This is a genomic window from Cellulomonas sp. PhB150, assembly GCF_003755175.1.
In the GTDB taxonomy this organism is placed as follows: domain Bacteria; phylum Actinomycetota; class Actinomycetes; order Actinomycetales; family Cellulomonadaceae; genus Cellulomonas.
Map to the genome: position 1 here is coordinate 336,357 of NZ_RKHX01000002.1, position 26,786 is coordinate 363,142.

25 protein-coding genes are annotated in these 26,786 nt (G+C 73.6%); 11 read left to right on the forward strand and 14 right to left on the reverse strand.

The features are described from left to right. Positions 1-20: 20 nt before the first annotated feature. Positions 21-1,712: a phosphoenolpyruvate--protein phosphotransferase gene (gene ptsP, locus EDF34_RS08975; protein WP_123371022.1), complete on the reverse strand. Its 1,692-nt coding sequence runs from the start codon at positions 1,710-1,712 to the stop codon at positions 21-23. A gap of 185 nt (positions 1,713-1,897) precedes the next feature. Here ptsP and EDF34_RS08980 point away from each other — a divergent pair, with 185 nt between their 5' ends. Then, positions 1,898-2,128, forward strand: coding sequence for a glucose PTS transporter subunit EIIB (locus tag EDF34_RS08980; protein ID WP_123371023.1), 231 nt, complete (start codon positions 1,898-1,900; stop codon positions 2,126-2,128). Positions 2,129-2,135: 7 nt separating this feature from the next. Beyond that, entirely contained in the window at positions 2,136-2,597 is a 462-nt protein-coding gene (locus EDF34_RS08985; RefSeq protein WP_123371024.1) for a PTS glucose transporter subunit IIA, read from the forward strand. Here EDF34_RS08985 and EDF34_RS08990 read toward each other — a convergent pair. Together EDF34_RS08990 and EDF34_RS08995 are read right to left on the reverse strand one after the other, a co-directional pair. Next, positions 2,594-3,607 carry a mechanosensitive ion channel family protein gene (locus tag EDF34_RS08990; RefSeq protein ID WP_233575283.1) on the reverse strand — a complete coding sequence of 338 codons (1,014 nt, stop codon included), beginning with the start codon at positions 3,605-3,607 and terminating at the stop codon, positions 2,594-2,596. The genes EDF34_RS08985 and EDF34_RS08990 overlap by 4 nt on opposite strands. Further along, positions 3,604-5,721 carry a prolyl oligopeptidase family protein gene (locus tag EDF34_RS08995; protein ID WP_123371025.1) on the reverse strand — a complete coding sequence of 706 codons (2,118 nt, stop codon included), beginning with the start codon at positions 5,719-5,721 and terminating at the stop codon, positions 3,604-3,606. The genes EDF34_RS08990 and EDF34_RS08995 overlap by 4 nt, the downstream gene beginning before the upstream one ends. 82 nt (positions 5,722-5,803) lie before the next feature. Between EDF34_RS08995 and malQ the strand changes: the two genes are divergently transcribed. Continuing rightward, positions 5,804-7,930: a 4-alpha-glucanotransferase gene (gene malQ, locus EDF34_RS09000; RefSeq protein WP_123371026.1), complete on the forward strand. Its 2,127-nt coding sequence runs from the start codon at positions 5,804-5,806 to the stop codon at positions 7,928-7,930. A gap of 89 nt (positions 7,931-8,019) precedes the next feature. After that, a complete protein-coding gene (locus EDF34_RS09005) occupies positions 8,020-8,460 on the forward strand; it encodes a toxin (RefSeq protein ID WP_233575284.1) in 441 nt (146 codons plus the stop codon). Positions 8,461-8,494: 34 nt separating this feature from the next. Here the strand turns inward: EDF34_RS09005 and pepN are convergent, their stop codons facing one another. Next, positions 8,495-11,089 carry an aminopeptidase N gene (gene pepN / locus EDF34_RS09010; RefSeq protein ID WP_123371027.1) on the reverse strand — a complete coding sequence of 865 codons (2,595 nt, stop codon included), beginning with the start codon at positions 11,087-11,089 and terminating at the stop codon, positions 8,495-8,497. A 139-nt stretch (positions 11,090-11,228) separates the two neighbouring features. Here pepN and EDF34_RS09015 point away from each other — a divergent pair, with 139 nt between their 5' ends. Next, positions 11,229-11,843 carry a DsbA family protein gene (locus tag EDF34_RS09015; RefSeq protein ID WP_255414182.1) on the forward strand — a complete coding sequence of 205 codons (615 nt, stop codon included), beginning with the start codon at positions 11,229-11,231 and terminating at the stop codon, positions 11,841-11,843. Positions 11,844-11,910: 67 nt separating this feature from the next. Beyond that, the gene (locus EDF34_RS09020) at positions 11,911-12,417 is read left to right on the forward strand and encodes a hypothetical protein (RefSeq protein WP_123371291.1); all 507 of its coding nucleotides are present in this window, start codon (positions 11,911-11,913) and stop codon (positions 12,415-12,417) included. 39 nt (positions 12,418-12,456) lie between these two features. Here the strand turns inward: EDF34_RS09020 and EDF34_RS09025 are convergent, their stop codons facing one another. After that, entirely contained in the window at positions 12,457-14,418 is a 1,962-nt protein-coding gene (locus EDF34_RS09025; protein ID WP_123371292.1) for a M13 family metallopeptidase, read from the reverse strand. 59 nt (positions 14,419-14,477) lie between these two features. Between EDF34_RS09025 and EDF34_RS09030 the strand changes: the two genes are divergently transcribed. Beyond that, the gene (locus tag EDF34_RS09030) at positions 14,478-14,927 is read left to right on the forward strand and encodes a ribose-5-phosphate isomerase (RefSeq protein ID WP_123371029.1); all 450 of its coding nucleotides are present in this window, start codon (positions 14,478-14,480) and stop codon (positions 14,925-14,927) included. 50 nt (positions 14,928-14,977) lie between these two features. On the opposite strand, the gene EDF34_RS09035 is transcribed toward EDF34_RS09030, so the two are convergent. From EDF34_RS09035 to EDF34_RS09075, 9 genes are all read right to left on the reverse strand, one after another. Then, complete coding sequence (locus EDF34_RS09035) at positions 14,978-15,769, reverse strand: class I SAM-dependent methyltransferase (protein WP_123371030.1); 792 nt, start codon at positions 15,767-15,769, stop codon at positions 14,978-14,980. A gap of 3 nt (positions 15,770-15,772) precedes the next feature. Further along, on the reverse strand, positions 15,773-17,035 hold the full coding sequence (gene eis, locus EDF34_RS09040; protein ID WP_123371294.1) for an enhanced intracellular survival protein Eis: 1,263 nt from the start codon (positions 17,033-17,035) through the stop codon (positions 15,773-15,775). Positions 17,036-17,069: 34 nt separating this feature from the next. Beyond that, positions 17,070-17,405 (reverse strand): MGMT family protein, encoded by a 336-nt coding sequence (locus EDF34_RS09045; protein ID WP_123371031.1) that lies wholly within the window; start codon positions 17,403-17,405, stop codon positions 17,070-17,072. A 7-nt stretch (positions 17,406-17,412) separates the two neighbouring features. After that, positions 17,413-18,447 (reverse strand): LLM class F420-dependent oxidoreductase, encoded by a 1,035-nt coding sequence (locus EDF34_RS09050; RefSeq protein WP_123371032.1) that lies wholly within the window; start codon positions 18,445-18,447, stop codon positions 17,413-17,415. Between the two features lie 70 nt (positions 18,448-18,517). After that, positions 18,518-19,489, reverse strand: coding sequence for a DUF1648 domain-containing protein (locus tag EDF34_RS09055; RefSeq protein ID WP_123371033.1), 972 nt, complete (start codon positions 19,487-19,489; stop codon positions 18,518-18,520). Continuing rightward, on the reverse strand, positions 19,486-19,833 hold the full coding sequence (locus EDF34_RS09060) for a GntR family transcriptional regulator (RefSeq protein ID WP_123371034.1): 348 nt from the start codon (positions 19,831-19,833) through the stop codon (positions 19,486-19,488). Before EDF34_RS09060 ends, EDF34_RS09055 begins: the two co-directional genes overlap by 4 nt. 180 nt (positions 19,834-20,013) lie before the next feature. Further along, entirely contained in the window at positions 20,014-20,598 is a 585-nt protein-coding gene (gene epsC, locus EDF34_RS09065) for a serine O-acetyltransferase EpsC (protein ID WP_123371035.1), read from the reverse strand. An 81-nt stretch (positions 20,599-20,679) separates the two neighbouring features. Then, the gene (gene cysK, locus EDF34_RS09070) at positions 20,680-21,615 is read right to left on the reverse strand and encodes a cysteine synthase A (protein WP_123371036.1); all 936 of its coding nucleotides are present in this window, start codon (positions 21,613-21,615) and stop codon (positions 20,680-20,682) included. A 434-nt stretch (positions 21,616-22,049) separates the two neighbouring features. Continuing rightward, entirely contained in the window at positions 22,050-22,415 is a 366-nt protein-coding gene (locus tag EDF34_RS09075; RefSeq protein WP_123371037.1) for a PASTA domain-containing protein, read from the reverse strand. 347 nt (positions 22,416-22,762) lie between these two features. Between EDF34_RS09075 and EDF34_RS09080 the strand changes: the two genes are divergently transcribed. Genes EDF34_RS09080 through EDF34_RS09095 form a run of 4 tightly spaced genes read left to right on the forward strand, consistent with a single transcriptional unit; the run spans position 22,763 to position 26,662 of the window. After that, positions 22,763-23,758: an ABC transporter substrate-binding protein gene (locus tag EDF34_RS09080; RefSeq protein ID WP_123371038.1), complete on the forward strand. Its 996-nt coding sequence runs from the start codon at positions 22,763-22,765 to the stop codon at positions 23,756-23,758. Then, entirely contained in the window at positions 23,758-24,813 is a 1,056-nt protein-coding gene (locus EDF34_RS09085) for an iron ABC transporter permease (RefSeq protein ID WP_123371039.1), read from the forward strand. The genes EDF34_RS09080 and EDF34_RS09085 overlap by 1 nt, the downstream gene beginning before the upstream one ends. After that, on the forward strand, positions 24,810-25,853 hold the full coding sequence (locus tag EDF34_RS09090) for an iron chelate uptake ABC transporter family permease subunit (protein ID WP_123371040.1): 1,044 nt from the start codon (positions 24,810-24,812) through the stop codon (positions 25,851-25,853). The genes EDF34_RS09085 and EDF34_RS09090 overlap by 4 nt, the downstream gene beginning before the upstream one ends. After that, entirely contained in the window at positions 25,850-26,662 is an 813-nt protein-coding gene (locus EDF34_RS09095; RefSeq protein WP_123371041.1) for an ABC transporter ATP-binding protein, read from the forward strand. Before EDF34_RS09090 ends, EDF34_RS09095 begins: the two co-directional genes overlap by 4 nt. The last annotated feature ends 124 nt before the right edge of the window (positions 26,663-26,786 follow it).

A 26,786-nucleotide genomic window follows, 5' to 3' on the forward strand; every position in this document is an offset into this window, starting at 1 on the left:
CGACCATCCTCACACGGGGCCTACAGCCCCAGCTCCGCCAGGACGGGCAGCTGAGCGCGCACCGTCGCGCGGGCGTCGGCCGCCGACGACGAGGCGAGGGCCAGCCCGGCAAGGCGGCGACACTCGTCGTACGTGGTGGCCCCGAGCACGGCAGACACGTCAGCCAGCGCACGGGGCGTCATCGACAGCGACGAGACGCCCAGCCCGACGAGCACCGCGGCGAGCGCGGGCGAGGCCGCCGACTCACCGCAGACGCCGACGGGCCTGCCCTGCGCCGCGGCGCCCGCGCACGTCGCGGCGACGAGCTGCAGGACGGCGGGCTGCCACGCGACGGACAGGTGCGCGACCGCGCCGAGCAGCCGGTCCGCGGCCATCGTGTACTGGACGAGGTCGTTCGTGCCGACGGACGCGAACGTCGCGTGGGCCAGGATCGGGCCGGACATGAGCGCGGCGCTGGGCACCTCGATCATCACGCCGGCGTGGTCGAGCCCGTGCCGCGCGCACGCCGCCACGAAGTCGGCGGCCTCGTCGACCGTCGAGACCATCGGGGCCATCACCCACACGTCGGCGGTCTCGGCGTCGCGGGCCGTCCGGATCGCGGTGAGCTGGTCGTCGAGGATGTCGGGGTGGCGGTCGACGGTGCGCAGCCCGCGCACGCCGAGCGCGGGGTTCACCTCGGCGTCGCCCGCGAGGAACGGCATCGGCTTGTCGGCACCGGCGTCGAGCGTGCGGATGACGACCTTGTGGCCGGCGAACGCGGCGAACACGCGGCGGTAGGCCGCGACCTGCTCGTCGATCGAGGGCGCCTCCTCGCGGTCGAGGAACGCGAACTCGGTGCGGAACAGCCCGACGCCCTCGGCCCCCGCCTCGGCCGCGGCGCCCGCGGCGGCGGGGTCGCCGACGTTGGCGAGGAGCTCGACCCGGTGGCCGTCCGACGTCTGGCCCGGGCCGGTGAAGACGCGCACCTGCGCGGCGAGCGCCCGTGCGGCCGCCACCTGGTCGTCGTCCGGCCCGATGGTCACGGTGCCGGCGGCGCCGTCGACGAGGACCAGGTCCCCGTCGCCCAGCGCGGACAGGATCCCGCGGGCTGCGACGACCCCGGCGATCCCGCGGGCCCGGGCGAGGATCGCGGTGTGCGCGGTCGGGCCGCCCTCGGCGGTGACGATCGCGAGCACGCGGTCGGTGTCGAGCGTCGCGACGAGCGCGGGCGCGAGGTCGAGGCCGACGAGCACGAACGGCTCGTCGCGCTCGGGCACGCCGGGCGCCGCACGGCCGGTCAGCTCCGCGACCAGGCGGTCGCGCACGTCGGCGATGTCCCGCGTGCGCTCGGCGAAGACGCCGCCGATCGCCAGGAACTGCTCGGCCACCGCGTCGGCCGCCTCCCAGACGGCGCGCTCGGGCACGAGGTGCTCGGTCATGACGCGCTCGACCGCGTCGGCGACCAGCGTCGGGTCGGCGGCGATCGCGGCGGTCGTGTGCAAGAGGTCGGCGGCGTCCCCGGTCGCCCGGTCGGCCGCGGCGTCGAGGGCGGCCCGGACGCGCTCGGAGGCGGTCGCGATGCTCTGCGCGGCGGCGTCGTGGTCGGCGCCTGGGGGCAGGCGACGCCCGGCGGGGGGCTCGGTGATCGGGTCGGGCATGAGGACGGCGGGCGCGGCGACGCGGCCGGGGCTCACGCCGATGCCGGTGACGACAGTGGGGGGCTGCGGGCTCACCTGGTGATGACCTCCTCGTCGAGTGCGAGCAGTCTTGCCCTTCCGGGGTCGCCGACGCCAACCGACACGCGCCCGCTGGGCCGGACGGGTCGAGCGGGCTCCAGCGACCCGTGCGAGGGTTAGGCTGCTGGGTGCGCGTGTCGACGGATCGCGCCGGTTGAGCCGGTTGAGACTGGGGAGTTCCTTTGAGCAAGGCAGAGCAGATCCTCGCAGCGCTGGGCGGCGACGCGAACGTCGTCGACCTGGAGCCGTGCATCACCCGCCTGCGGGTCGAGGTCGGCGACTCGCAGCTGGTCGACGAGGCGGCGCTCAAGGCGTCCGGCGCATTCGGCGTCGTGCGGTCCGGTCGGATCGTCCAGGTCATCGTCGGCCCGGAGGCCGACAACCTCGCGGCCGAGCTCGACTCGCTGCGCTGACCCACCCGTGGCGACGCTGCGGCTCCTGAGCCCGCTCGCCGGCACCGTCCGGCCCGTGTCCGCGGTGCCCGACGTGGTGTTCGCCGAGCAGATCATCGGCCCGGGTATCGCCATCGAGCCCGAGCGCACGCAGACCCAGCACGTGGTCTCACCTGCCGACGGCGTCGTCGGCGCGCTGCACCCGCACGCGTTCGCGCTCGAGCTGGACGACGAGCGCTCCGTGCTGGTCCACCTCGGCATCGACACCGTGAGCCTCAAGGGGCTCGGCTTCACGCTGCACGTGCGCGCCGGGGACTCGGTGACGGCCGGGCAGCGCCTCGTGAGCTGGTCGCCCGTCGACGTGGCGGCCGCCGGGCTCGCCACGATCTGCCCCGTCGTGGCCCTGCAGGCGCCCGAGGGGGTCGTCACGGTCCTGCCCGCCGAGGGTGCCGCCGTCGTCGCCGGCGACCCGCTGCTCGACTGGGCCTAGGGCTCGACCGTCTCGTGCAGCCCGTCGTCGGGCTCGCCGGGCTCGGCCGTCCGGGCTGCGACGTACGCCGACATCCGGTCGTGCTGGCCCGCGAGCGGCACGCCCGCCTGCTCGAGGACGCCGCGCGTCGCGACGCGCAGCGCGCGGGCGACCTCCCACTGCTTCGCGGGCGACGTGCGGACCTTGAGCCGCATCGTCACGGCGTCGGCGCTGAGCTTCTCGATGCCCGTGATCGTCGGCTCGCCCTGCAGCTCGGGGCCGAGGTCCGGGTCGGCGGCGACCGACGCGGCGGCCTCCTCCAGCAGCGAGCGGACCTCGTCGATGTTCGCGAAGTAGTCGACGTCGACCTCCACGACGGCCGTCGCCCAGCCCTGCGTCTTGTTGCCGACCCGCAGCATCGACCCGTTCGGGATGTACCAGAGGGTGCCGTCGGCGTCGCGGATTTTGGTGACCCGCAGCGTGACCGCCTCGACCGTGCCGTTGGCCGGCCCGGCGTCGATCACGTCGCCCACGCCGTACTGGTCCTCGAGCAGCATGAACGTCCCGGTGAGGAAGTCCTTGACCAGGCTCTGCGCGCCGAAGCCGAGGGCCACGCCGACGATGCCGGCCGAGGCGATGAACGGCGCGATGTTCACCCCGAGCGCGTCGAGCACGAGGAACAGCGCGATGCCGCCGACGAGGATCGTCGCGCAGGACCGCAGGACCGAGTCGAGGGTGCGAGCGCGCTGCGACCGCCGCGCCGAGGCGAGCGGGTCGGCCCGCAGCAGCGCGCTGCCCACGCCCGTGTCCTGCAGCCCGGTGCGGGCGAGCAGCGGCTTGCCGTCCGCGACGTGGCCGGTGATCGTGCGGATCGTGCGGCGCAGCGCGACGAGGATGAGGCTGCTGATCACGACGATGAGCACGATGTTCAGCGGCACGCCGATGAACCACTGCCACAGGCCGTGGGGCGTGGCGTCCGTCGGGACGACCCCGGGCGACGGGCTCGGGCTCGAGGTCGCGAAGCGCATCATGCGCTCAGCCCCGTCGCGTCGGCGACGAACTGCAGCTGCTCGACCGTCAGCGCGATGGACCGGGACAGCGACCGCCCGCCGTGCCCGACGCCGGTCTCGCGGCGCACGAGGATCGGCGCTGCGCCCGACGTCGCCGCCTGCACCGCCGCGGCGAGCTTGCGCGCGTGCAGCGGGTCGACCCGCGTGTCGCCCTCGAACACGGTGAACAGGGTGGACGGGTAGGCCGTGCCGTCGACGACCCGGTGGTACGGCGAGTACCCGAGCAGCCAGCCGAGCTCGGTCGGGTCGTCGGCGTCGCCGTACTCCTCGGTCCAGGTGACGCCGAGGCCGAACCGCTGGTAGCGGACCATGTCGAGCAGGGGAGCGGAGCACACGACGGCCGCGAACAGGTCGGGCCGCTGCGTGAGGGCCGCGCCGACGAGCAGTCCGCCGTTGGACCCGCCCCAGCAGGCGAGCTGGCCGGGCGTCGTCCAGCCGTGCGCCACGAGCCAGTCGCCCACGGCGTGGAAGTCGTCGAACACGTTCTGCTTGTGCGCCCGCATCCCGTCGCGGTGCCACTCCTCGCCCTCCTCGCCGCCGCCGCGCAGGTTGGCGACGACGTACACGCCGCCGGCCTCGACCCAGGCGAGGGTCGTGGCCGAGTAGCCGGGGTCGAGCGAGATCTGGAAGCCGCCGTAGCCGTACAGGATCGTCGGGGCCGGTGCCTTCGGGTTCCCGGCGGCGTCGAGCAGGTCCGCGCGCGCGACGACGAAGGCGCGCACCGTCGTTCCGTCGGGGCTCGTGACCTCGACCTGCCGCGCGACGACCGGCGGCAGGTCGGCCAGCGCCCCAGGCGGTGAGGCCCACAGCGTGACCGCGCCCGTGGTGGCGTCGAAGCGGTGCACGGCCGGCACGCTCGTGTGGTCGGTGTAGGAGAACCAGACGTCGCTGCCGCCGTCGGGGCGCGTGACCAGGCCGGAGATCGAGCCCAGGCCGGGCAGAGAGACCGCGCCGAGCGCCGCGCCCGAGCACGGGTCGTGCGTCGTCACCTCGGAGACGGTGTGCCGGCGCCACGACGCGAGCAGCAGGGTCGGCGTCGGGTCGTCGGGACCGCCGTCGGTGAAGGCGACGTCCTCGAGCACCGCCTCGGGGTGCTCGGCCAGCACCGTGCGCCAGTGCTCGACGCCCGGCTCGACCGGGTCCGCGACCGCGAGGCGACCCCGCGGGGCATCGAGGTTGGTGTGCACCCACAGGCGCCCGTCGCGGCCGATCCACGCACCGGTCTCGGCGTCGATGCCGACCGCGACCTCGACGAACGGTCCGCCGGTCGACAGGTCGGCGATCCACACGTCCGTACGCGGCGCGGTCCCGGCGGAGGCGGACACGATCAGCCAGCGGCCGTCGCGGGAGACCGAGGCGCCGTAGTAGTTCGTGTGGTCCAGCCCGTCGCCGAAGACCTCGACGTCGGTCTCGGGTGCCGTGCCGACGCGGTGCAGCCAGACGCGACGGTGGTACTGGTGCTCGTCGTCCGGCAGCTGCTCGGGAGGCAGGCGGCGCACGTAGTAGAACGCCTCCCCGCCCGGCAGCCACGCCACGGGGGAGTAGCGCGCGCGGTCGATCGGGCCGTCGACGAGCTCGCCGGTGGCCACGTCGAGGACGTGCAGGACGCTCTCCTCGGTCCCCCCGGTGGACACCTGGTACGCGAGCAGGTGGCCCTCCTTGGAGGGCTGCCAGGCGTCGAGCGTCGTCGTGCCGGCCGGGTCGAGCGCCACCGGGTCGACGAGCACGCGCTCGTCGTCGCCCTCGGCGACCACCACCACGGCGTGCTCCTGGTCGCCCGACCGGCGGGAGAAGAAGCGCCGGTCGCCGCGCCAGGCGGGCGTCCCGACGAAGCCGGCGCCCAGCAGCTCGCCCAGCCGCGCGGTCAGCGACTCGGCGCCGAGGGTGCCGTCGGTGCGGTACGTCGCGCGGTGCGCCGCGTACAGGTCGTCCTGCGCCGACGACCACGCCTCGGTGTCCGCGGCGGCCGCGTCCTCGAGCCAGCGGTAGGGGTCGGCGACCGCGTGGCCGTGCAGGTCCTCGACGAGGTCGAGCCGGTGGGCGGGCGGGTACGTGCGCAGCGGGGTGGCCGTCATGGGTCGCAAGGCTACGACGGAGCGGCCCCACGGCCGACGTTGCTCCTGCGTACCGGCCTGTCCCTCTGGCAGGATCAGTCCAATGGTCGACGACACGGACGCACCCTCCGACGCCCTGCTGCGGCTCGCCGCCGCCCACGGCGTCGCGCCCGACCACTGGGGGTTCCACGGGGAGCTGAAGGCGGCGACCGCGACCACCTTGCGTGGCGTGCTCCGCGCGCTCGGCGTGGACGCCTCCTCGCCCGAGCGGATCGACCTCGCGCTGAGCCACGTCGACGACACGCCGTGGCGCCGCGTGCTGCCGCCCGTCGTCGTCGTGCGCGAGGGCCGCACGGTGCACGTCCCGGTCCACGTCACCGACGGGGACCCGGTCTCGCTGTGGGTCGAGCTGGACGAAGAGGCCGGCGGCGGGCGCCGCGACCTCACGCAGACCGATGCCTACGTCGCGCCCCGGACGGTCGACGGCCGGCTCGTCGGCCGCGCGACCTTCACCGTTCCGACCGACCTGCCCCTGGGCTGGCACGAGCTGCGCGCGGACGGCCCGAGCGCGCAGGCGCGTGCCGTGCTCGTCGTGACGCCCGACCGCCTCGAGCTGCCCGCGTCGCTGGACGGCCATCGGCAGTGGGGGCTCATGGCCCAGCTGTACTCGATCCGGTCGGAGCGCTCCTGGGGGATCGGGGACCTCGTCGACCTCGCCGACCTGGGCGTGCTCGCCGGCGGCATCGGCGCCGACTTCCTGCTCATCAACCCGCTGCACGCGGCCGAGCCCGTCGCGCCGATGACCCCGTCGCCGTACCTGCCCACGACCCGGCGCTTCGTCAACCCGATCTACGTGCGGCCCGAGGCCGTGCCCGAGGCCGCCTACCTCGCGTCCGCCGACCGCTCGCTCGTCGAGTGGGCGGCCGAGCCGGTCACGGCGCTGGACACCGACCCGGGGCCGATCGACCGGGACGCCGCGTGGGAGGCGAAGCGCTCGGCGCTCGAGGTCGTCTTCGCCGTGCCGCGCGGGGCCGCGCGGCAGGCGAGCCTCGACGCGTTCGTCGCGGAGCAGGGTGCGGGGCTCGAGACGTTCGCGCTGTGGAGCGCTCTCGCGGAGAAGTACGGCTCCGAGACGATCCCGGCGACGCTGAGGGACCCTGCCTCCGCGGCGGTCGCCCGTGAGCGCGAGGTGCTCGCCGAGCGCGTCGCGTTCCACACCTGGCTGCAGTGGGTGGCCGACGAGCAGCTCGCCGCCGCCCAGCGCAGCGCACGCGAGAACGGGATGGCGCTCGGCATCATGCACGACCTCGCGGTGGGCGTGCACCCCGCCGGCGCCGACGTGTGGGCGCTCGGCGACGTGCTCGTGCGCGGTGCCACCGTGGGAGCCCCGCCGGACATGTACAACCAGCAGGGCCAGAACTGGTCGCAGCCGCCGTGGCACCCCCAGGAGCTGGCCCGCGCGGGCTACCGCCCGTACCGCGACATGCTGCGCACGGTGCTCCGGCACGCGGGTGCCATCCGGATCGACCACGTCATCGGCCTGTTCCGGCTGTGGTGGGTGCCGGAGGGCGCCGGGGCCGACGAGGGTGCGTACGTCCGCTACGACCACGAGGCGCTCATCGGCATCCTCGCCCTGGAGGCGCAGCGGGCGGGCGCGGTCGTCATCGGCGAGGACCTCGGGGTCGTCGAGCCGTGGGTCCGCGACTACCTGACCACGCGCGGCGTGCTCGGCACGTCGGTCCTGTGGTTCGAGCACGACATGCACGGCAACCCGCTGGCGCCGCAGGACTACCGCCAGCTCGTCCTCGCGACGGTCACCACGCACGACCTGCCGCCGACGGCCGGCTACCTCGCGGGCGAGCACGTGGCGATCCGCGAGCGGCTGGGCCTGCTCACCGAGCCGGTGCCCGTGGTGCGCGCGGCGGCGGACGCCGAGCGCGACCGCATGCTCACGGCCCTGCACGAGCGGGGCCTGATCAGCGACGACCCGTCCGAGCGCGAGGTCGTCGAGGCCATGCACCGCTACATCATGGCCACGCCGGCCGTGCTGCTCGGGGTCGCGCTGACGGACGCCGTGGGGGAGCGGCGCGCGCAGAACCAGCCCGGGACGGACCAGGAGTACCCCAACTGGAAGGTGCCGCTGGCGGACTCGTCGGGCCAGCTCGTCCTCATCGACGACCTGTTCGACAACGCCCGGCTGCGCTCGCTGGCGGCCGTGCTCGGCTCCTGACCGGGCCCGCCGCGCGGCGCATCCGCGTCGTCGGCAACAGCGGCGCGGGCAAGACGACCTTCGCGCGCGATCTCGCGCGGCGACTGGGCGTGCCGGCGCTCGAGCTCGACGAGGTCTTCTGGGACGCCGGCTGGACCAAGCGGGACCCCGACGAGGCACGAGCGCTGATCCGGGACGCCGTCGCCCGAGCACCGGAGGGCTGGGTCGTGGACGGCAACTGGACCAGCAGTGTCGGCGACACCCTGGACGCTGTCGAGGCCTGGGTGTGGCTCGACTACCCGCGTCGGGTCGTGCTGCCGCGCGTCGTCCGCCGGACGCTGCGGCGGGGCATCACGCGCGCCGAGCTGTGGCACGGCAACCGCGAGGACCTGCGCTCGCTGCTGAGCCGCGACCCGCACACGAACATCGTCGCGTGGTCCTGGACCGCACACCGACCGACCCGGGAGCGCTACGCGGAGCTCGCCCGCACGAAGCCGGTCGTCCGCCTCCGCACCCCGCGTGACGCGAGGCGCTGGCTGGACGCGCTCTGAGGAGGTGCGCCCCGCAGGGCGCACCGCCTCGGAGTCAGGGGCGCAGGCGGTCCGCCGCCTGGGCGGCCAGCGCGCGGCGCACGCCGTCACGGGCCTCGACGACGAGCCGGCGCAGGGCGGGCGACGCGTCGGGGTGCGCCTCGAGCCACGCGTCGGTCGCGCCGGCCACGTCCACGCGGGAGTCGTCGGCCAGCTCGGTCGGGTAGAGCCCGACCACGATGTTCTGCGCCATCTCGTTCGTCTTGCCCGCCCACACGCGCTCGAGCTCGGCGAAGTACGGCTCGACGTAGGGCACCAGCAGCCCGCGGTCGTGCACCCGGCCGAAGCCACCGATCGTCGCGCCCTGGATCGCGTTGGCGAGGTCGTCACCGTCCAGCACGGCGCTCCACGCCGCGGCCTTGGCCTCTGCGGTGGGGATCGACGCGCGCGCCGCGGCGGCGGCCCGCTGGCCGGTGGCCGTCGCGTCGGCGGCGAGCTGCACCGCGATCTCGGTCTCGCCCGAGCGACCGCCCGCGACGAGCGAGGACAGCAGCTCCCAACGCAGGTCGGTGTCGATCGACAGGTCGCCGAGCGTCTCGCGCCCGTCCAGGATCGCGGCGACCGCGTCGAGGTGCGCCTCGGTCGACGCCCGGCCCGCGAACGCCTTGACGAGCTGGAGCTGGGTGTCCGAGCCGGCCTCGGCCGCGCGCGCCAGGGCGAGCAGGGCGTCCGCCGCGGCGACGTCCGTGGCCTCGCGGTGCTCGGGGGCGACGTACAGGTCGAGCGTCGTGGCGAGCTGACGCAGCAGCACGAGGACGACCGACGAGTCGGACTCCTGCGCGATGTTGCCCAGCACGAGGTCGACGAAGTCGCGGCCGGGCGTCTCGCCGTCGCGCGTCGCGTCCCACGCGGCCGCCCAGACGAGGGTGCGCGGGAGCGAGTCGTCGAACGCGCCCAGGTGCTCGATCGCGGCGGCCAGCGAGTCGGCGTCGAGGCGGATCTTGGCGTAGGCCAGGTCGTCGTCGTTCACCAGCACCAGCAGCGGGCGCCTCGTGCCGACCAGCTGCGGGACCTCGGTGCGGGGGCCGTCGACGTCGAGCTCGACGTGCACGGTGCGCGCGAGGCGGCCGTCGACCAGGTCGTAGCCGCCGATCGCGAGGCGGTGCGGACGCTGCACGGGGTACTCGTCGGGCACCTCCTGCAGGACCGCGAACGCGGTGATGACGCCCTCGTCGTCCACCGTGAGATCGGGCCGCAGCAGGGTCACGCCGGCCTTCTCCAGCCACAGGGCCGACCACGAGGCGAGCTCGCGGCCCGAGGTGACCTCCAGCTCGGCGAGGAGGTCCTTCAGCTCGGTGTTCCCCCACGCGTGCTTGGCGAAGTACGCCCGCACGCCCTCGAAGAACTCGTCCTGGCCGACCCAGGAGACGAGCTGCTTGAGCACGCTCGCCCCCTTGGCGTAGGTGATCCCGTCGAAGTTGACCGCGACGTCCTGCAGGTCGCGCATGTCGGCGACGATCGGGTGGGTCGAGGGCAGCTGGTCCTGGCGGTAGGCCCAGCTCTTCTCGAGCGAGGAGAACGTGGTCCACGCGCTCGTCCAGCGCGTCGCCTCGGCCGTCGCGAGCGTGGAGGCGTACTCCGCGAAGGACTCGTTGAGCCACAGGTCGTCCCACCAGCGCATGGTCACCAGGTCGCCGAACCACATGTGGGCGAGCTCGTGCAGGATCGTCACGGCGCGGCGCTCGACGGTCGCCTCCGCCACCTTCGAGCGGAAGACGTAGGACTCGAGGAACGTGACGGCTCCCGCGTTCTCCATCGCGCCCGCGTTGAACTCGGGCACGAAGAGCTGGTCGTACTTGGCGAACGGGTACGGCGCGGCGAACGCCTCCTCGTAGAACGTGAACCCGGCACGCGTGACGTCGAGGATCGCGTCGGTGTCCAGGTGCTCGGCCAGCGACCCGCGGCAGTACACGCCGAGCGGGATCTCGCGGCCGTCGCTGCTCGTCAGGGAGCTGTGCTCGTGGTGGTAGGGGCCCGCGACCACCGCGGTGACGTACGACGCGAGGCGGGGGGTCGTCTCGAACGTCCAGGTCGCGGTGCCCTCGTCGACGCCGCCGTTGAGGTTGGTGCCGCCCTCGACCGGGGCGGGTTCGCCGATCACCGGGTAGTTCGACACGACGACCCAGTGCGCGGGCGCGGTGACCGTGAACGCGAAGGTCGCCTTGAGGTCGGGCTGCTCGAAGACCGCGAACATGCGGCGCGAGTCGGCGACCTCGAACTGCGAGTACAGGTAGACCTCGTCGTCCACCGGGTCGACGAAGCGGTGCAGGCCCTCGCCCGTGTTCATGTACGCGCAGTCGGCGACGACGACGAGCTCGTTCTGCTCGGCCAGGTCCGCGAGCGCGATCCGGGAGTCGGCGAACACCGCCTCGACGTCGAGCGACCGCCCGTTGAGCGTGATCTCGTGCACCGTCGGGGCGATGAGGTCGACGAAGGTGCTCGCGCCCGCGGTCGCGGCGAACCGCAGGACGGTCCTCGACGCGAACGTCGTCGGCCCCGTCGTCAGGTCCAGCTGCACGTCGTACGACTGCGTCGCCACGAGGGAAGCGCGCTCGCGCGCCTCCGCACGGGTCAGGTTCTCAGCGGGCACGCGGGTTCTCCTTCGAGCGATGGATCGGTGGCTGGTGGCCGCCGCCGATCATCCCACGTGGTCGCCCGTCGGTCCCGATGTGCACAGGGGGCACCCCCGGGGTGAGACTGCAGGTCCATCGTCTTCACCGGAGGAAACCGTGCCCCAGAACACCGCCGTACCCGTCGTCGACTTCTGGTTCGACCCCGCCTGCCCGTGGGCGTGGATGACGTCGCGCTGGATGGACGAGGCCGCGCGCCAGCGCGACGTCGAGGTGCACTGGCACGTGATGAGCCTGGCCGTGCTGAACGAGGGCCGGGACCTGCCGGAGAGCTACCGCACGATGCTGGACGGTGCCTGGGCCGCGGTGCGCGTCGTCATCGCCGCCGAGCGCGACCACGGGGAGAAGGTCGTCAAGCCGCTGTACGACGCCCTCGGCACGCGCATCCACCCGGGCGGCCGCAAGGACACCGCCGCGATCATCGCCGAGGCGCTCGAGGAGGTCGGCCTGCCCGCCGAGCTCGCCGCCGTCGGCGACACCGACGAGGTGGACGACCTCCTGCGCGCCTCGCACTCCCGCGGCATCGGCCTCGTCGGCGAGGACGTCGGCACGCCCGTGGTCGCGATCGACGGTGTCGGCTACTTCGGCCCGGTCATCACACCCGCGCCGACCGGGGAGGACGCGGCGCTGCTGTTCGACGGCCTCGTCGCGATGGCCCGGGTGCCCGGCTTCTACGAGCTCAAGCGCACCCGGACCGCCGGCCCGCAGTTCTGACCAGCCGGTTGGCAGGTCCGGTTCGTCCCGTGTGATCCTGGGTGCCGAACCGACCCACGGGAGCACCATGACCTCGACGCGCGCCATCCGTACCTGGCTGGTGGTCGACGTGCTGCTCGTGATCGTGCTGCTCGTGCTCGTCGTCGTGGTGACGTCCGGCGGGTCACCCAGCGCGCACGCGAGCGCGCCGACCGTGACGCCGTCCACCTCCGCGCCCAGCGCGGCCACGGAGACCGCGGCCGTCCGTCTGCCGAGCGGCAACATCGCGTGCACGCTGTCCGACGACGGCGTGACCTGCACGATCGCGAGCATCACCTTCGACCCGCCCGCCGTTGCGGGCTGCACAGGCGAGACGGGCCACGTGATCGTGCTCAACGACGCGGGGGTCTCGTTCACGTGCGAGACGGGACCCGCGCCGACCGTGGCGGGCGCGGACGTGCGGACGCTCGACTACGGCTCGGACGTCACGGTCGGCGACTACACGTGCACGAGCGCGACCAACGGCGTGACCTGCGTGGACGGCGACGGCAAGGGCTTCCGCCTGGCCCGCGCGGCGTGGACCGAGGTGGGCTGAGCGGGCCCCCTGCCGCCCCGCTCAGCCCTCACCGGCCGATCACCAGATGCGGACGCGCTCCGCGGGGTCGAGGTACAGAGCGTCTCCCGGCTGCACGTCGTACGCCGCGTAGAACTCGTCGATGTTGCGCACCACGCCGTTGCAGCGGAACTCGTTGGGGGAGTGCGGGTCCATCGCGAGGCGGCGGATGACCTCCTCGTCACGACCCTTGGAGTTCCAGACCTGGCTCCAGCCGAGCATGACGCGCTGGATGCCGGTCAGGCCGTCGATGACGGGTGCCTCCTCGAGGGGCCGGCCGAGCGCGATGCGGTAGGCCTTGAGCGCGATCGACAGCCCACCGAGGTCGCCGATGTTCTCCCCGATGGTCAGCGCGCCGTTGACGTGGTGCGATCCGCCGAGCTGGGCGGGCGAGAACGCGTCGTACTGCGCGATGAGCGCCGAGGTGCGCTTCTCGAACTCGGTGCGGTCCGCTGCCGTCCACCAGTCCTCGAGCCGGCCGGCGCCGTCGTACTTCGAGCCCTGGTCGTCGAAGCCGTGCCCGATCTCGTGGCCGATGACCGCGCCGATGCCGCCGTAGTTGACGGCGTCGTCGGCCTCCGCGTCGAAGAACGGCGGCTGCAGGATCGCGGCCGGGAAGACGATCTCGTTCATGCCCGGGTTGTAGTACGCGTTGACGGTCTGCGGCGTCATGAACCACTCGTCGCGGTCGAGCGGCTTGCCGATCTTGCCGAGCTCGCGGTCCTGCTCGAACGCCGACGCACGGCGCACGTTGCCGACGAGGTCGTCGGCCGTCAGCTCGAGCGCCGAGTAGTCGCGCCACCGGACCGGGTAGCCGATCTTCGGGGTGAAGGAGTCGAGCTTGGCCAGGGCCTTCTCGCGCGTCTCCGCACCCATCCAGTCCAGCGCGGTGATCGACTCGCGGTACGCCTCGACGAGGTTCGCCACGAGCTCGTCCATGCGCGCCTTGTGGGTGGGCGGGAAGTGCCGCTCCACGTAGACCTCGCCGACGGCCTCGCCCAGCACACCCTGCACGAGCGCGACGCCGCGCTTCCAGCGGTCCCGCAGCTCCTGCGCGCCGGTGAGCGTGCGGCCGTAGAAGTCGAAGTTGGCCTCGACGATCTCCTGGGTCAGGTACGGAGCGCGGTCGCTGACCACGTGGTACGTCAGCCAGGCCTTCCAGTCCGCGAGCGGCTCGGACTGCCACAGGGCCGCGAACCCGCTCGCAAACGTGGGCTCGCGCACCACGACGTGGTCGAGCGAGCCGGCCGGTGCGCCGAGCGCGAGCGCCCAGGAGTGCCAGTCGAACCCCGGCGCCTGCTCGGCGAGCGCGGTCAGAGTCGTCGGGTTGTAGGTCAGGTCCGCGTCGCGGTCCTTGACGACGTCCCAGTGGGTCGCCGCGAGCTTGGTCTCGAGCGCGACGACGCGCGCCGCCGCGTCCTCGGCCCCCGGCACGCCGGCGAGCGTGAGCATGCGGGCCACGTGCGGGCGGTAGGCCGCCAGGACGGACGCGTACTGCTCGTCGCGGTAGTACGCCTCGTCGGGCAGGCCCAGGCCCGCCTGGTTGAGGTAGACGACGTACGTCTCCGGGTCCTTGGCGTCGTTGTCGACCCAGAAGCCGATCGCGCCGCCCGCGCCCGTGCGCTGGAGTGCGCCGAGGGCGCCGGTGAGCTCGGCCTGCGTGGTGGCCGACTCCACGATGCCGAGGTCGAGGCGCAGCGGTGCGGTCCCGGCCGCCTCCACCGCGTCGGTGTCCATGAAGCTCGCGTACACGGCGCCGATCTTCGCGGCGACACCCTCGGCGTCCTCCGTCGCGGCGTCGGTGATGATGTCGCGGACGTGCTCCTCCGCCTGGTCGTGCAGCGCGCGGAACGAGCCGTCCATGGCGCGGTCCGCGGGAATCTCGTGGGAGTCGATCCACCGACCGTTCACGTGCCGGAACAGGTCGTCCTGGGGGCGGGTGTCGGGGTCGATGGCGCTGAGGTCGATGCCGCTTCGAGTCATGACCACAGCGTACGGACGCGCGCCGACATGTGGGGTCGACCTGCGGCAGGATGGGGGTCATGCGCATCCACATCGGTTCCGACCACGCCGGTTACGAGCTCAAGTCCGCCCTCGTCGAGCACCTGCGAGCCGCCGGCCACGACGTCGTGGACCACGGCGCGCACACCTACGACGCGCAGGACGACTACCCGCCGTTCTGCCTCGAGACCGGCGAGGCCGTCGTGGCCGACCCCGGCTCGCTCGGCGTCGTCATCGGCGGCTCCGGCAACGGCGAGCAGATCGCGGCCAACAAGGTCGACGGCGTGCGCGCGGCGCTCGCCTGGAACCTGGACACCGCCAGGCTCGGTCGCCAGCACAACGACGCGAACGTCGTCGCCGTCGGCGCCCGTCAGCACTCGGTTGACGAGGCCACCGCGCTGATCGACGCCTTCGTCGCCGAGCCGTTCAGCGGCGACCCGCGCCACCAGCGGCGCATCGACCTGCTGACGGCGTACGAGGCCAGCCGCTAGGGCTCCGCACCGACCGCACCGACCGCACCGACCGCACCGACCGCGCGCGGCTACGCGTGCGTCAGGAAGGCGGTGAACTCCTCACCGGGCTCGCCTGGCTCGCAGTCGCCGGGAGCGCTCGGCGGATCGACCTCCCGGACGGCCAAGCCGGCCCGGGCCGCCAGGTCGGCGATGGTCTGGCGCGTCTGCCAGTGGATCACCCACAGGCGGTCGACGACCTCAGGCGGGCCGACGGTGGGGATGCGCTCGTAGGTGACGGCGGTACGGCGGGTACGACGTGCCGGGTCGTACTCCTCGGACAGGGCGGTGTAGCGAAGCACCGTGCCGTCGTCGTCGACGGCCTCGCGCGGTACCCCGAGCTGCACGGCCGGTGTGGGCTCCGCGATCCACAGCGGGACCATGATCGTGCCGCCCGGGGAGAGGTGGCGACGGAACACCTCCAGCGCGCGCAGGGCAAGGTCGTCGTCGGGCAGCAGCTCGAAGGTCGGGCCGGCCAGGTAGATCGACCGGTACTGCCTGCCGAGGTCCATCTCTTCCATCCGGGCGACGTGGAGCCCGACGTCGAGTCCCTGCCGTCGGGCCTCGGCACGCGCCCGTCGGATCATGTCGGACGAGGAGTCGACGCCGTCGACGTCGAGCCCGTCGCGGACCAGATGGAGCAGGGGTTCGCCCGCGCCGCACCCCACCTCCAGACCCGGCTGCCCCTGCGCGCGGACGAACGCGGCGTACCGCTCAGGGTCGAAGGCGTGGGACCTCAGCGCTGAGTACGCCTCGGCGACGAGCCCGGTGTAGAAATCGGCAGGATCGGCGACGTCGTCAGACCTCGCCTGGTCGGGAGACACGTCCTAGAACACCCAGCTGCAGACGGGCGCGACGGGCCACGCGAACGCGCCGCCCGCGGCCTGGGCCGCCCCGGGGCGATGCTCGACGACGAGCCCCGCAGCGGCCAGCGCCGTGAGCGAGCGGCCGCCGAGGTAGGCGGCCCCGAGCTCGCGCACGTCGACGGCCAGGTCGGCGGCCGCGTCCGAGGGCTCGACGCGGGCGTCGTACGTGCCGTCGTCGGCGCGCTCCCCGGTCACCAGGCGCCAGGCGCGGGCGTTGGCGGGCAGGCGCGCGTCGGCGACGTCGAGGACGACGTCCAGCGGCGCGCTGTACCGGCGCCCGGCCAGGGCCGCGGGCACGTCGAGCAGCCGGACCCAGATGTTGTCGTTGAGGCGAGGGACGACGGCGCGGGCGTCGACGAGCAGGTGCAGCAGCGCGTCGTCGACGGGCATCATCCCGCTCTCCACCTCGTGGGTGAGGTCGAGGTCGAGCAGGAACGACCAGAGCCGGTGCGTCGCGGCGGCGTCGACCGCGACGGCCTCGCGGATCTTGACCGGGTAGCGGGGCCCGGGCTCGGCCCAGACCTCCTTGCGGCGCAGCGTCGCGTAGGCACGCGGGTCGCCGGTCGCGTCCCGCACGACGACGATGCGCAGCGGCTCGGCGCCGTCGCGCCAGGCCGGCGGGTCGTTGAGAGTGCGCAGCGCGTCCGTCGTGCGCAGCACCCAGCCCGGGCGGCCCGCGCCCGCGCGTCGGTGGACGTCCTGGACGAGGTCGGTGTGGCGCTCGCGGTCGACCGTCTCGAACGTCACCGTGAGCTCCTCGGTGCCCGGGACGTCGCGCAGCGCGGCGCCGCGCGGGATCTTGACCCGCACGTCGTCGGCGGCCGACCCGTAGCCGAACCGGCCGTAGATCGCAGGCTCGGCGGCGAACAGGGCGGAGACCGGCTCGCCGCGGCCGAGCGCGCGCTCGAAGTGGGTCGCGATCATCGACGTCAGGAGCCCGCGGCGGCGCTCGTCGGGCCGCGCACCGACCCAGGTCAGCCCCGCGCACGGCACGGTGGCGCCCGGGACGGGCAGCGTGAACGCGTACGACGAGTGCACCGCGGCGAGCACGCCGTCGGGCCGCTCGACGGCCATCGTGCGGTCCCACTCGAGCGTCGTCGGGACGATCGCTCGCGTCTCCGGCGTCGCCTCGAACGCGAACGCGAGCTGGTCGACGTCACGGAACTCGTCCTCGCGCTCCGCGGGGACGGCGACGGTGCGGTATCCGGCAGGCAGCGGTGTCATGCTCGCCATCGTGCCGCGCGACCTGCGCGCCGGCCTAGTCGATTTCGTCGGGGAACCAGACCGCCAGCCGCAGCCGCACGCGCGTCCCGTCCGCGCTCCGAGGCGTCCCCTCGGCGACCAGCTGCTCCATCGCTCGCGCCAGGTGCCGGGCCGGCGGGTTGCCCGACGCGTTGACCACGCGCCACCAGGGCACGCCGCTGCCTGCCTGGGCCAGCACGGCGCCGACCTGCCGCGGCCCTCCGCGCCGCGGCAGCCCGGCGGCCTCGAGCCCGTCGGAGACGATCTCGGCGATCAGCCCGTAGGTCATCGCCCGGCCGGGCGGGATGGCCCCGACGAGGTCGAGCACCGCCTCCGCGTAGTCGTCGTCCACGTGCTCCTCAGTCCTCGGTGAGCAGACCCGCGATCGTCGGCAGGGTACGTGGGTCGCCCTGCACGAGCATCGTGGTGACCGCGGTCGAGCGCCAGGCCGGCAGCTGGGCGCGGATGTCGTCGGGGGTGCCGACGAGCGCCACGTCGCGGATCAGCTCGATCGGCACGGCGGCCGCGGCGCGGACCTTGTCGCCGGCCAGGTAGTGGGCCTGGATCTCGTCGCACGCGTCGGAGTAGCCGAGGCGGTCGAGGACGTTGCGGTGGAAGTTGGCGCCCTTGGCGCCCATCCCGCCCGCGTAGAGGGCGACGAAGGGCCGGATGGTGTCCGCCGCGCTGTCCACGTCGTCGCCGAGGACCACCGGCACGGCGGCCGTGATCTCGAACTCCGCGGGGTCGCTCAACCCGGCCTGCCGGACCGCGAAGCCCTCGGCCAGCAGCGCGCGGTACTCGTCGTCCATCCGCGGGGAGTAGAACATCGGCAGCCAGCCGTCCGCGATCTCCGCCGACATCGCGATGTTCTTCGGCCCCTCGGCGGCCAGGTGGATCGGCAGGTTCGCGCGCAGCGGGTGGACCGTGGAGCGCAGCGGCTTGCCCAGGTGCGTGCCGCCGTCGAGCGGCAGCTGGAAGAACTCGCCGTCGTAGGTCACCGGCGCCTCCCGCGCGAGGACCTGCCGCACGATCGCGACGTACTCCCGCGTGCGCGCCAGCGGCTTGGGGTAGGGCTGGCCGTACCACCCCTCGACGACCTGCGGGCCGGAGGCGCCCAGCCCGAGGACGAACCGGCCGCCCGAGAGGTGGTCGAGGGTGAGGGCGGCCATGGCGGCGGCGGTGGGCGTGCGCGCGGACAGCTGGGCGATGGCCGTGCCGAGCCTGATCCTCTCGGTGCGCGATCCCCACCAGGCCAGGGGGGTCAGGGCGTCCGAGCCGTAGGCCTCCGCCGTCCAGACCGAGTCGAAGCCCAGCTGCTCGGCGGCGACGACGGTCTCCTGCGCGCCGACCGGGGGACCGGCCGACCAGTAGCCCATGTAGTAGCCCAGACGCACGACGACCTCCCTCTCGACGCGTCGGCGGTGACGCGAGCGCCCAGGCTATCGGGTGGTTACTCGCGAGTAGCTATGCCGTCCGCGCGCGGTCGGCGAGCGTGTTGAGCAGCGCGGCGCCGGTCTCCGCGTCGTCGACCGTGATCACCGCGACGCGGTCGCCCGTGCGGCGCACCTCGAGCGCGTCGCCGCCGCGCAGCACGATCCCGGTCCGGCCGCCGCGACCCAACCGGTAGCCCCAGCCGCCGAAGTCCTTCATCGGCTGCACGGTCGTGACACCCGCCGCGACGACCTCGGCGAGGGGGACGCGCAGCGTCGGCCAGCCGAGCAGGCCGCGGGCGACCAGGCCGCGCTCGTCGACGGTCACGTCGAAGGCGACCATCGTCAGCAGCAGGACCGCCAGCAGCACGGCGAGCAGGCCGAGCGGCCACACCCGCGTGACGACCGTGAGCACCAGGATGACGAGGACCGCCGCGACGCCGACGACGAGCGTGCTGCGGGAGAACGCGCTGCGGTGCCACACCGCGCGCTCGGACCCTGCCAGCGCCAGGCGCGGGGCGTCGGCGGCGACCGGCCGGGTCGAGGGCTGGTCGGCGTCACCCGGCGTCACGAGCGCCGCGACGGCGCCCGCAGCGATCCCGGCGGCGATCGCGACCAGCAGGCTCGTCGTCACTCCCGAGGCCTGCGTGGCATCCGCGAGGCCGCGCTGCGCGTCCAGCGGCCCGAGCAGCACCACGCCGAGGAAGGCGGACATGCCGACGCTCGAGCCCGCCGCGATCCTGCGGGTCGACGCGGAGTGCCCGGCGAGGAACGCGAGCGCCCAGGCGCCCATCGCCAGCAGGGCGCCCACGACGACGATCGGGACGATCGCCGAGGCGAGCGTGCCGAAGCCGGCGGGTCCGTCGGTGCCCCAGTGGACGGCGACGGGGTCCGGCAGGTCCGCCGACCAGCTGAGGGCGACGAGGACCGCGGCGCCGAGGACGACGAGCGGGACGACGAGCGTGATGAGCGTCGTCGCGACGCGGTGGGGGACCGGGGACCTCATCGCAGTGCCTCCTTGAGCAGGGCCACCGTGGTGGCCGGGGGGATGTCGAGCCGGCGGGTCGTCGCGACCAGGGCAGCGATCGCCTCGTGCAGCGGGCCGTGGTCGGGCGCGCTGGCGACCACCGCGCCGCGACCGCGCCGCAGCTCGATCACGCCGTCGTCGCGCATCTCCTGGTACGCCCGCAGGACCGTGTGCAGGTTCACGTCGAGCGACGCGGCCAGGTCGCGCGCCGAGGGCAGCCGCGTGCCGACCGGCAGTTCCCCGCGCGCCACGAGCGCACGCACCTGCCCGCCGATCTGCTCGAAGAGCGGCTCGGCAGACGAGGAATCGATCCGCAGCAGCACAAGCCCACCCTACTTGTTACCCCACAACTAGAACAACTCGGGGAATGCCGATCGGAAGGCCGAGCGGGCGGTTGCGCACGCTATGCGGGCGGGAACCGTGCGTAACCCCCCGTTCGGCGGGCGGGGTCGGCCGGGAGGGGAGGGGCGGGCGGGCGGGGAGGGCCGGGGTGGGGCGGGCTGTCAGATGTAGATGGCCGGGTCGTCGATCTCGGCGTCGAAGGGGGGCGTCGTCGGGCGGAGGCGGATCTTGGCGGGGATGCCGACAGCGATGCCGTTGGGCGGGACGTCGTGGATGACCACGGCGTTCGCGCCGATCTGCGCTCCGTCGCCGATCCAGACCGGGCCGAGGATCTTCGCGCCCGCTCCGACGACCACGTTGTCGCCGAGCGTGGGGTGCCGCTTGCCGTGCCGCATGGACTTGCCGCCGAGAGTCGAGCCGTGGAAGAGCACCACGTCGTCGCCGACCTCGGCCGTCTCGCCGATCACCACGCCCATGCCGTGGTCGATGAACAGGCGGCGGCCCAGCCGCGCGCCCGGGTGGATCTCGATGCCCGTCAGCGCACGCACGAACTGCGAGAGCAGCCGCGCGGGCAGCCGCAGCGACGGCGTGCGCCACATGTGGTGCGCGAGGCGATAGGTCCACACCGCGTGCACCCCCGGGTACGCCAGGGCCACCTCGAGCAGGGAGCGCGCGGCCGGGTCGCGGCGGCGTGCGGCGTCGAGGTCCTCCCGGAGCGTGGCGAGGAGGTGCTGCGGGTCGGACATGGTGTCTCGGTTCTGTGGAGCGGGTGGGGGACGCCGCGCCCGGGCCCGCGCGGTCGGCGCGGGCCCGGGGTCGGTGCGTGATCAGTCGAGCAGGTCCGCGTAGAGGATCGTCGACAGGTAGCGCTCGCCGAACGACGGGATGATCGCGACGATGAGCTTGCCGGCGTTCTCGGGACGCTCGGCCAGCTGCTTCGCGGCGTAGAGCGCGGCGCCCGACGAGATGCCGACGAGCAGGCCCTCCTCCGCGGCGGCGCGGCGGGCGTACTTCACGGCCGTCTCGGCGTCCACGTCGATGACCTCGTCGTACACCGTGGTGTCGAGGATTTCCGGGACGAAGTTGGCGCCGATGCCCTGGATCTTGTGCGGGCCGGGCTGGCCGCCGTTGAGGATCGGGGACTCGGCGGGCTCGACGGCGACGATCTGGATGCCGGGCTTGCGCTCCTTGAGCACCTGGCCGACGCCCGTGATGGTGCCGCCCGTGCCGATGCCGGCGACGAGGATGTCGATCTCGCCGTCGGTGTCGGCCCAGATCTCCTCGGCCGTCGTCCTGCGGTGGATGGCCGGGTTGGCCTCGTTGGCGAACTGGCGCGCGAGGATGGCGCCCGGGCGCTCCGCGACGATCTCGTCGGACTTGGTGACGGCGCCCTTCATGCCCTCGGAGGCGGGCGTGAGGATGAGCTCGGCGCCGAACGCGCGGAGCAGCGCGCGGCGCTCCTTCGACATCGACTCCGGCATCGTCAGCACGACGTTGTAGCCGCGCGCCGCACCGACGAACGCCAGCGCGATGCCCGTGTTGCCCGACGTCGCCTCGACGATGGTGCCGCCGGGCTTGAGGTCACCGGACGCCTCGGCGGCGTCGATGATCGCGACGCCGATGCGGTCCTTGACCGAGTTCGCGGGGTTGTAGAACTCCAGCTTGCCGACGACCGTGGCGGGTGCGCCGTCGGTGATCTTGTTGATGCGGACCAGCGGGGTGTTGCCGACCAGCGCGGTCGCGTCGTCGTAGATGCGTGCCATGGTTCCTCTTCGGTCGAGCCGCCGTCGACGACGGCGTGCGGGGGACTGCCTGACGGGGTTGCCGCGTCCCGGGTGGGAGTGGCGTGGTGGGGGACCCTCACGCGGCGGCGAGGGGCGGGGCGAGCACTGGCGACGGCGCGTGCCCGGTCAGGGGCTGCGCGCGTGCGGGAGCGGCCAGCGCTCTACCGACAGCGACAACAGGGCGCGAGCAGGGCGCGCGGGGAGGTGGCGGGGGCGGCATTCTGCACGCTCATCGCTCGAGTCCCTCCGAGACCGGTGTGGTCGGATGCGGCCGTGGCTACGGACGCGATCGACACTGACGCTAGCCGCAACGTCGGGAGGTGCGCAAAGCATCCCCACCAGGCGGACACCCGCGGGTGACCTGCGGGTACGACGAAGGCCCGCACCCGACGAGGGTGCGGGCCTTCGGGTCGTCAGGAAGCCTTGCGCACGACGAGCGTGACGGCGCTCCCCACGGGGACCGTGCCGGTCTCGGGGTCCTGCGAGACGACGAGCCACTTGGCACCGTCGTCGCCGATCACGACGCCCTTGCCGTCCTCGTCGACGATGTTCGTCGTGAGGCCGAGCAGGTCGAAGGTGCCCTGCGCCGCGTCGACGGTGAGGTTCGTCTGCGAGATGACCTCGACCTCGGTCGGGGCGGCGGTCGTCTCCGCTGCCGACGCGGACATCGACGGCGAGGCGGCCGCGTCGGAGTCGGAGTCGGAGTCGTCCGAGCAGCCGGCGAGCAGCAGGCTCGAGGCGAGCAGGGCGGCAGCGGTCAGGGTGATGGTCTTCTTCATGGTGGGAGGCCCCCAGGTCGATCTGATGTCGGTCGTTGCCCCGCGTGGGGCGTCCCCGGGCGGCATGGGCCCGGCGTGCCGCGAACCCGCAGGTCCGCGGCGTGAGTGCGGCGACGCAGGCGTCGCCGGATGTGCCTGATCGACCGTACGTCCGATCACCCGGACGGGGGCTACCTATTTAGGAAGATCCATGACAAGTCGGACAGCGACGAAGATCACTTTCACGGGGCAATCGTCGCCACGCCGCTGGTCGGACGGGGCTTGACCGGCTCAGGGGCAGTCCATAGGTTTGCCTCACCTAACTCGACGCGGCTCTCGCGTCGGTGACCCTCGGAGGACCCACCCCCATGCAGCGACGCCTCGGCGCCCTCGCCCTTGCCTCGATCCTCGTGCTGGCCGGCTGCTCGTCGGCCGACGAGCCCGCGTCCCAGGAGACCTCGGCCTCCTCGGCGGGCTGGACCTACGTGTCGGGCGACGGCAAGACCTACACGGCCGACGCCGTGCCGACGCGGATCATCGCGCACGCGTACGCCGCCAAGGCGCTCATGAGCTACGGCATCACGCCCATCGCGATCTACGCCGACGGCCCGATCGACGGCGACGTCGGCCTGAAGGGCGCGGACTTCGACGGCGTCGAGATCCTCAGCGAGGAGTGGGGCGTCATCAACGTCGAGAAGGCCTCGACCCTGAAGCCCGACCTCATCGTCGGCGACTGGTGGCCGGCCGAGGACGCGTACAGCGGCTTCGAGGGCGGCGTCGAGGAGGCCAGCAAGAAGATGGCCGACCTCGCGCCGGTCGTCGGCCCGTCCCAGGGGGACTCGATCGTGGGCCTGGTCGACGGCTACGCCGAGCTCGCCGCGTCGCTCGGCGCGGACACGAGCATCGTCGACCAGCAGCGCGCCGACTTCGACACCGCGCTCACCGCGTTCAAGGCCGCGACCGCGGCCAAGCCCGACCTCGACGTGCTCGCCATCAGCCCGTGGGAGGACACGTACGCGGTCGCGGTCCCGAAGTACGCGCCCGAGCTGCTCGACCTGCAGAGCTGGGGCCTGGACGTCATCGACCCGACGACTCCGGACGCCGACTTCCCGTACTGGGAGTCGCTGTCCTTCGAGAACGCCGACACCTACCAGCCGGACGTGCTGCTGTACGACGACCGCAACTACCCCGGCAACGCCGACACGCTGGCCAAGCAGCCGATCGCCGCCAGCATCAAGGCGTTCGCCGCGGACTCGACGACGACGTGGCCCGCCTACTGGCTGCACACGTACCCCGACTACACCGCGCAGCTCGAGCGGCTCACGACGTTCGTCGACGGGGCCGACGAGACCATCGGGGACTGATGGCGGCGGCGTCCTCGCTCGCCGTCCCGGTCGCCGCCCGGACCCGGGGCGGTCGCCCGCGCGGTGCGCTGCTGGCCGGCCTGCTCGTGGCCCTCGTCCTGCTCGCCGTCGTGGCGTTCGCGAGCGTCGCGCTCGGCTCGCGCGCGATCACGCCGGCGACGCTGCTGCACGCCTTCACGGCGTTCGACCCGACGAGCACCGACCACACGGTCATCCGCGACATGCGCGTGCCGCGCACGCTGCTCGGCCTCGCGGTGGGGGCAGCGCTCGGCCTGAGCGGCGCGCTGCTGCAGGGGGTCGCGCGCAACCCGCTCGCCGATCCCGGGATCATGGGGATCAACGCCGGCGCGGCGGTCGCGATCGTCCTCGCGGTGCTGCTGCTCGGCGTGCAGCAGGCCTCGACGTACGTGTGGTTCGCGTTCGCCGGCGCGGGCGTCGCGACCGTGATCGTGTACGGCATCGCGTCCTTCGGCCGCGAGGGGGCGACGCCGGTCAAGCTCGCGCTCGCCGGGGTCGCGGTGACCGCGGCGTTCTCGTCGATCACGTCCGCGGTGCTGCTGACGAACGTCGACGCGCTCGAGCAGATGCGGATGTGGCAGGTCGGGGCGCTCGCGGGCCGGTACGCGCCCGTCCTGCACCAGCTGGCGCCCTACTTCGTCGTCGGGATCCTCGCTGCGCTCCTCGCCGGTCGGGCGCTCAACGGGCTCGCGCTGGGGGATGACGTCGCGCGCGCGCTCGGGCAGCGGGTGACGCTGACGCGCGGCGTGCTGTTCGCGGTCGTCGCCCTGCTGTGCGGCGCGGCGACCGCGGCCTGCGGGCCGATCGTCTTCCTCGGCCTCGTCGTGCCGCACGTCGCGCGGATCATCACCGGCCCCGACTACCGCTGGCTGCTCGCGTACGCGGCGGTGCTCGGGCCGCTGCTGCTCCTGGCCTGCGACATCGTCGGCCGGCTCGTCGTCGCGCCCGGGGAGCTGCAGGTCGGCGTCGTGATCGGCCTGCTCGGTGCGCCGGTGTTCGTCGCGCTCGTGCGCTACCGACGGATGGTCGAGCTGTGACCGCGCTGCTCGAGCCGGCCGTCGCGTTCGCCCACCACCGGCGGGCCCGCGCCCGCCGCGCGCTCCTCGTCACGGCCGGGCTCGCGGTCGCCGTGGTCGCCGCCTTCGTCGTGACGATGTCCGTCGGCAGCTCGGGCGTTCCGCCGCTCGACGTGCTCCGCTCGGTGCTGCACCTGGGCAGCGACCCCGGGACGGACTTCATCGTCCGCGAGCTGCGGCTGCCGCGCGCGACGGCCTCGCTGCTCGTGGGGCTCGCACTCGGGGTCGCGGGAACGGTGTTCCAACGGATGCTCGCGAACCCGCTCGCGTCCCCGGACATCCTCGGCATCGCCTCGGGTGCGGGCACGGCAGCCGTCGCCGGGCTGGTGCTCGGCAACCTCGGCGGCCTCGCGCTGTCGGGCGCCGCGCTCGCGGGTGCGCTGGCCACCTCCGCGGTCATCTACGGGCTGGCGTGGCGGGGCGGCCTGTCGGGCTACCGGTTCATCCTCGTCGGGATCGGCGTCGGCGCGCTCATGGAGTCGGTGACGAGCTACCTCATCTCGCGCGCCGAGGTGAAGGACGCGCGGGCGGCCGTCGCGTGGCTGGTCGGCTCGTCGGGCCTCGCCGGGCCGACCCAGATCGCGGTGCTCGGCGTCGCGGTGGTCGTTCTGCTGCCGACGGCCGCGCTGCTCGGGCGGCGGCTGACGGTCCTCGAGCTCGGCGACGACACGGCCCGCGGTCTCGGGCTCGACGTCGAGACCTGCCGCCGGCTGCTCATGCTCGTCGCCGTCGTGCTCGTCGCGCTCGCCACGGCCGCGGCGGGCCCGGTCGCCTTCGTCGCTCTCATGGCCGGGCCCCTCGCCACCCGGTTGCTCGCCGGTGCCGGCTCGGGCGTCGTCGCGTCCGCCTGCGTCGGCGCGCTGATCATGCTCGTCGCCGACCTGCTCGCGCAGCACGCGCTGCACACCCCCCTGTCCACCGGCGTCGTCACGGGGCTCATCGGCGCCCCGTACCTCGTCTGGCTGCTGATCGCCACCAATCGGAGCGGAGCCGGCGGATGACCGCCCACCACACCCTCGACGTCGTCGACCTGCGACTGGGCTACGAAGGCGGCCCCGACGTCGTGCCGGGCCTGACCGCGACGATCCCCACCGGGGCCGTCACGGCGATCATCGGCGCCAACGCGAGCGGGAAGTCGACGCTCCTGCGGGGGATCGCGCGGCTGCTCGCGCCCCGCGGCGGCCAGGTGCTGCTCGACGGCGCCTCCGTGCACGCGATGCGCAGCACCGAGGTCGCGAAGGTGATGGGCCTGCTGCCGCAGTCGCCGGTCGCGCCCGACGGCATCACCGTGGGCGATCTCGTCGCGCGCGGCCGGTACCCGCACCAGGGCTGGTTCCGGCAGTGGACCGCGGCAGACGACGCCGCCGTCGGGTCGGCGCTCGCGGCGACCGGGACCGCGGACCTCGTCGACCGGCACCTGCGCGACCTGTCCGGCGGGCAGCGGCAGCGCGTCTGGATCGCCATGGCGCTCGCGCAGGAGACCGACGTCCTGCTGCTCGACGAGCCGACGACCTTCCTGGACATCAACTTCCAGGTCGAGGTGCTCGACCTGCTCACCGACCTCAACCGGGAGCGGGGCACGACGATCGTCATGGTGCTGCACGACCTCAACCTCGCGTGCCGGTACGCCGACCACGTCGTCGCGATGCGGTCGGGGCGGATCGTCGCCGAGGGACGCCCAGCGGACGTCATCGACGCCGAGGTCGTCGCGGAGGTGTTCGACCTGCGGTGCGACGTGCTCGTCGACCCGCGGTCCGGCACGCCCATGATCGTGCCGATCGGCCGTCACCACGCGGGCGTCCGGGCCTGACCCTCGACGTCTCACCGCAATTCGGTCACCCTGAGGGCTCAGGCTCGTGCCCATGGCAACCGATAAGTCGGTGGGACCCGGACGAGCGATGCCGGTGCCAGCACCGTTCGTCGATCTTGGAGTG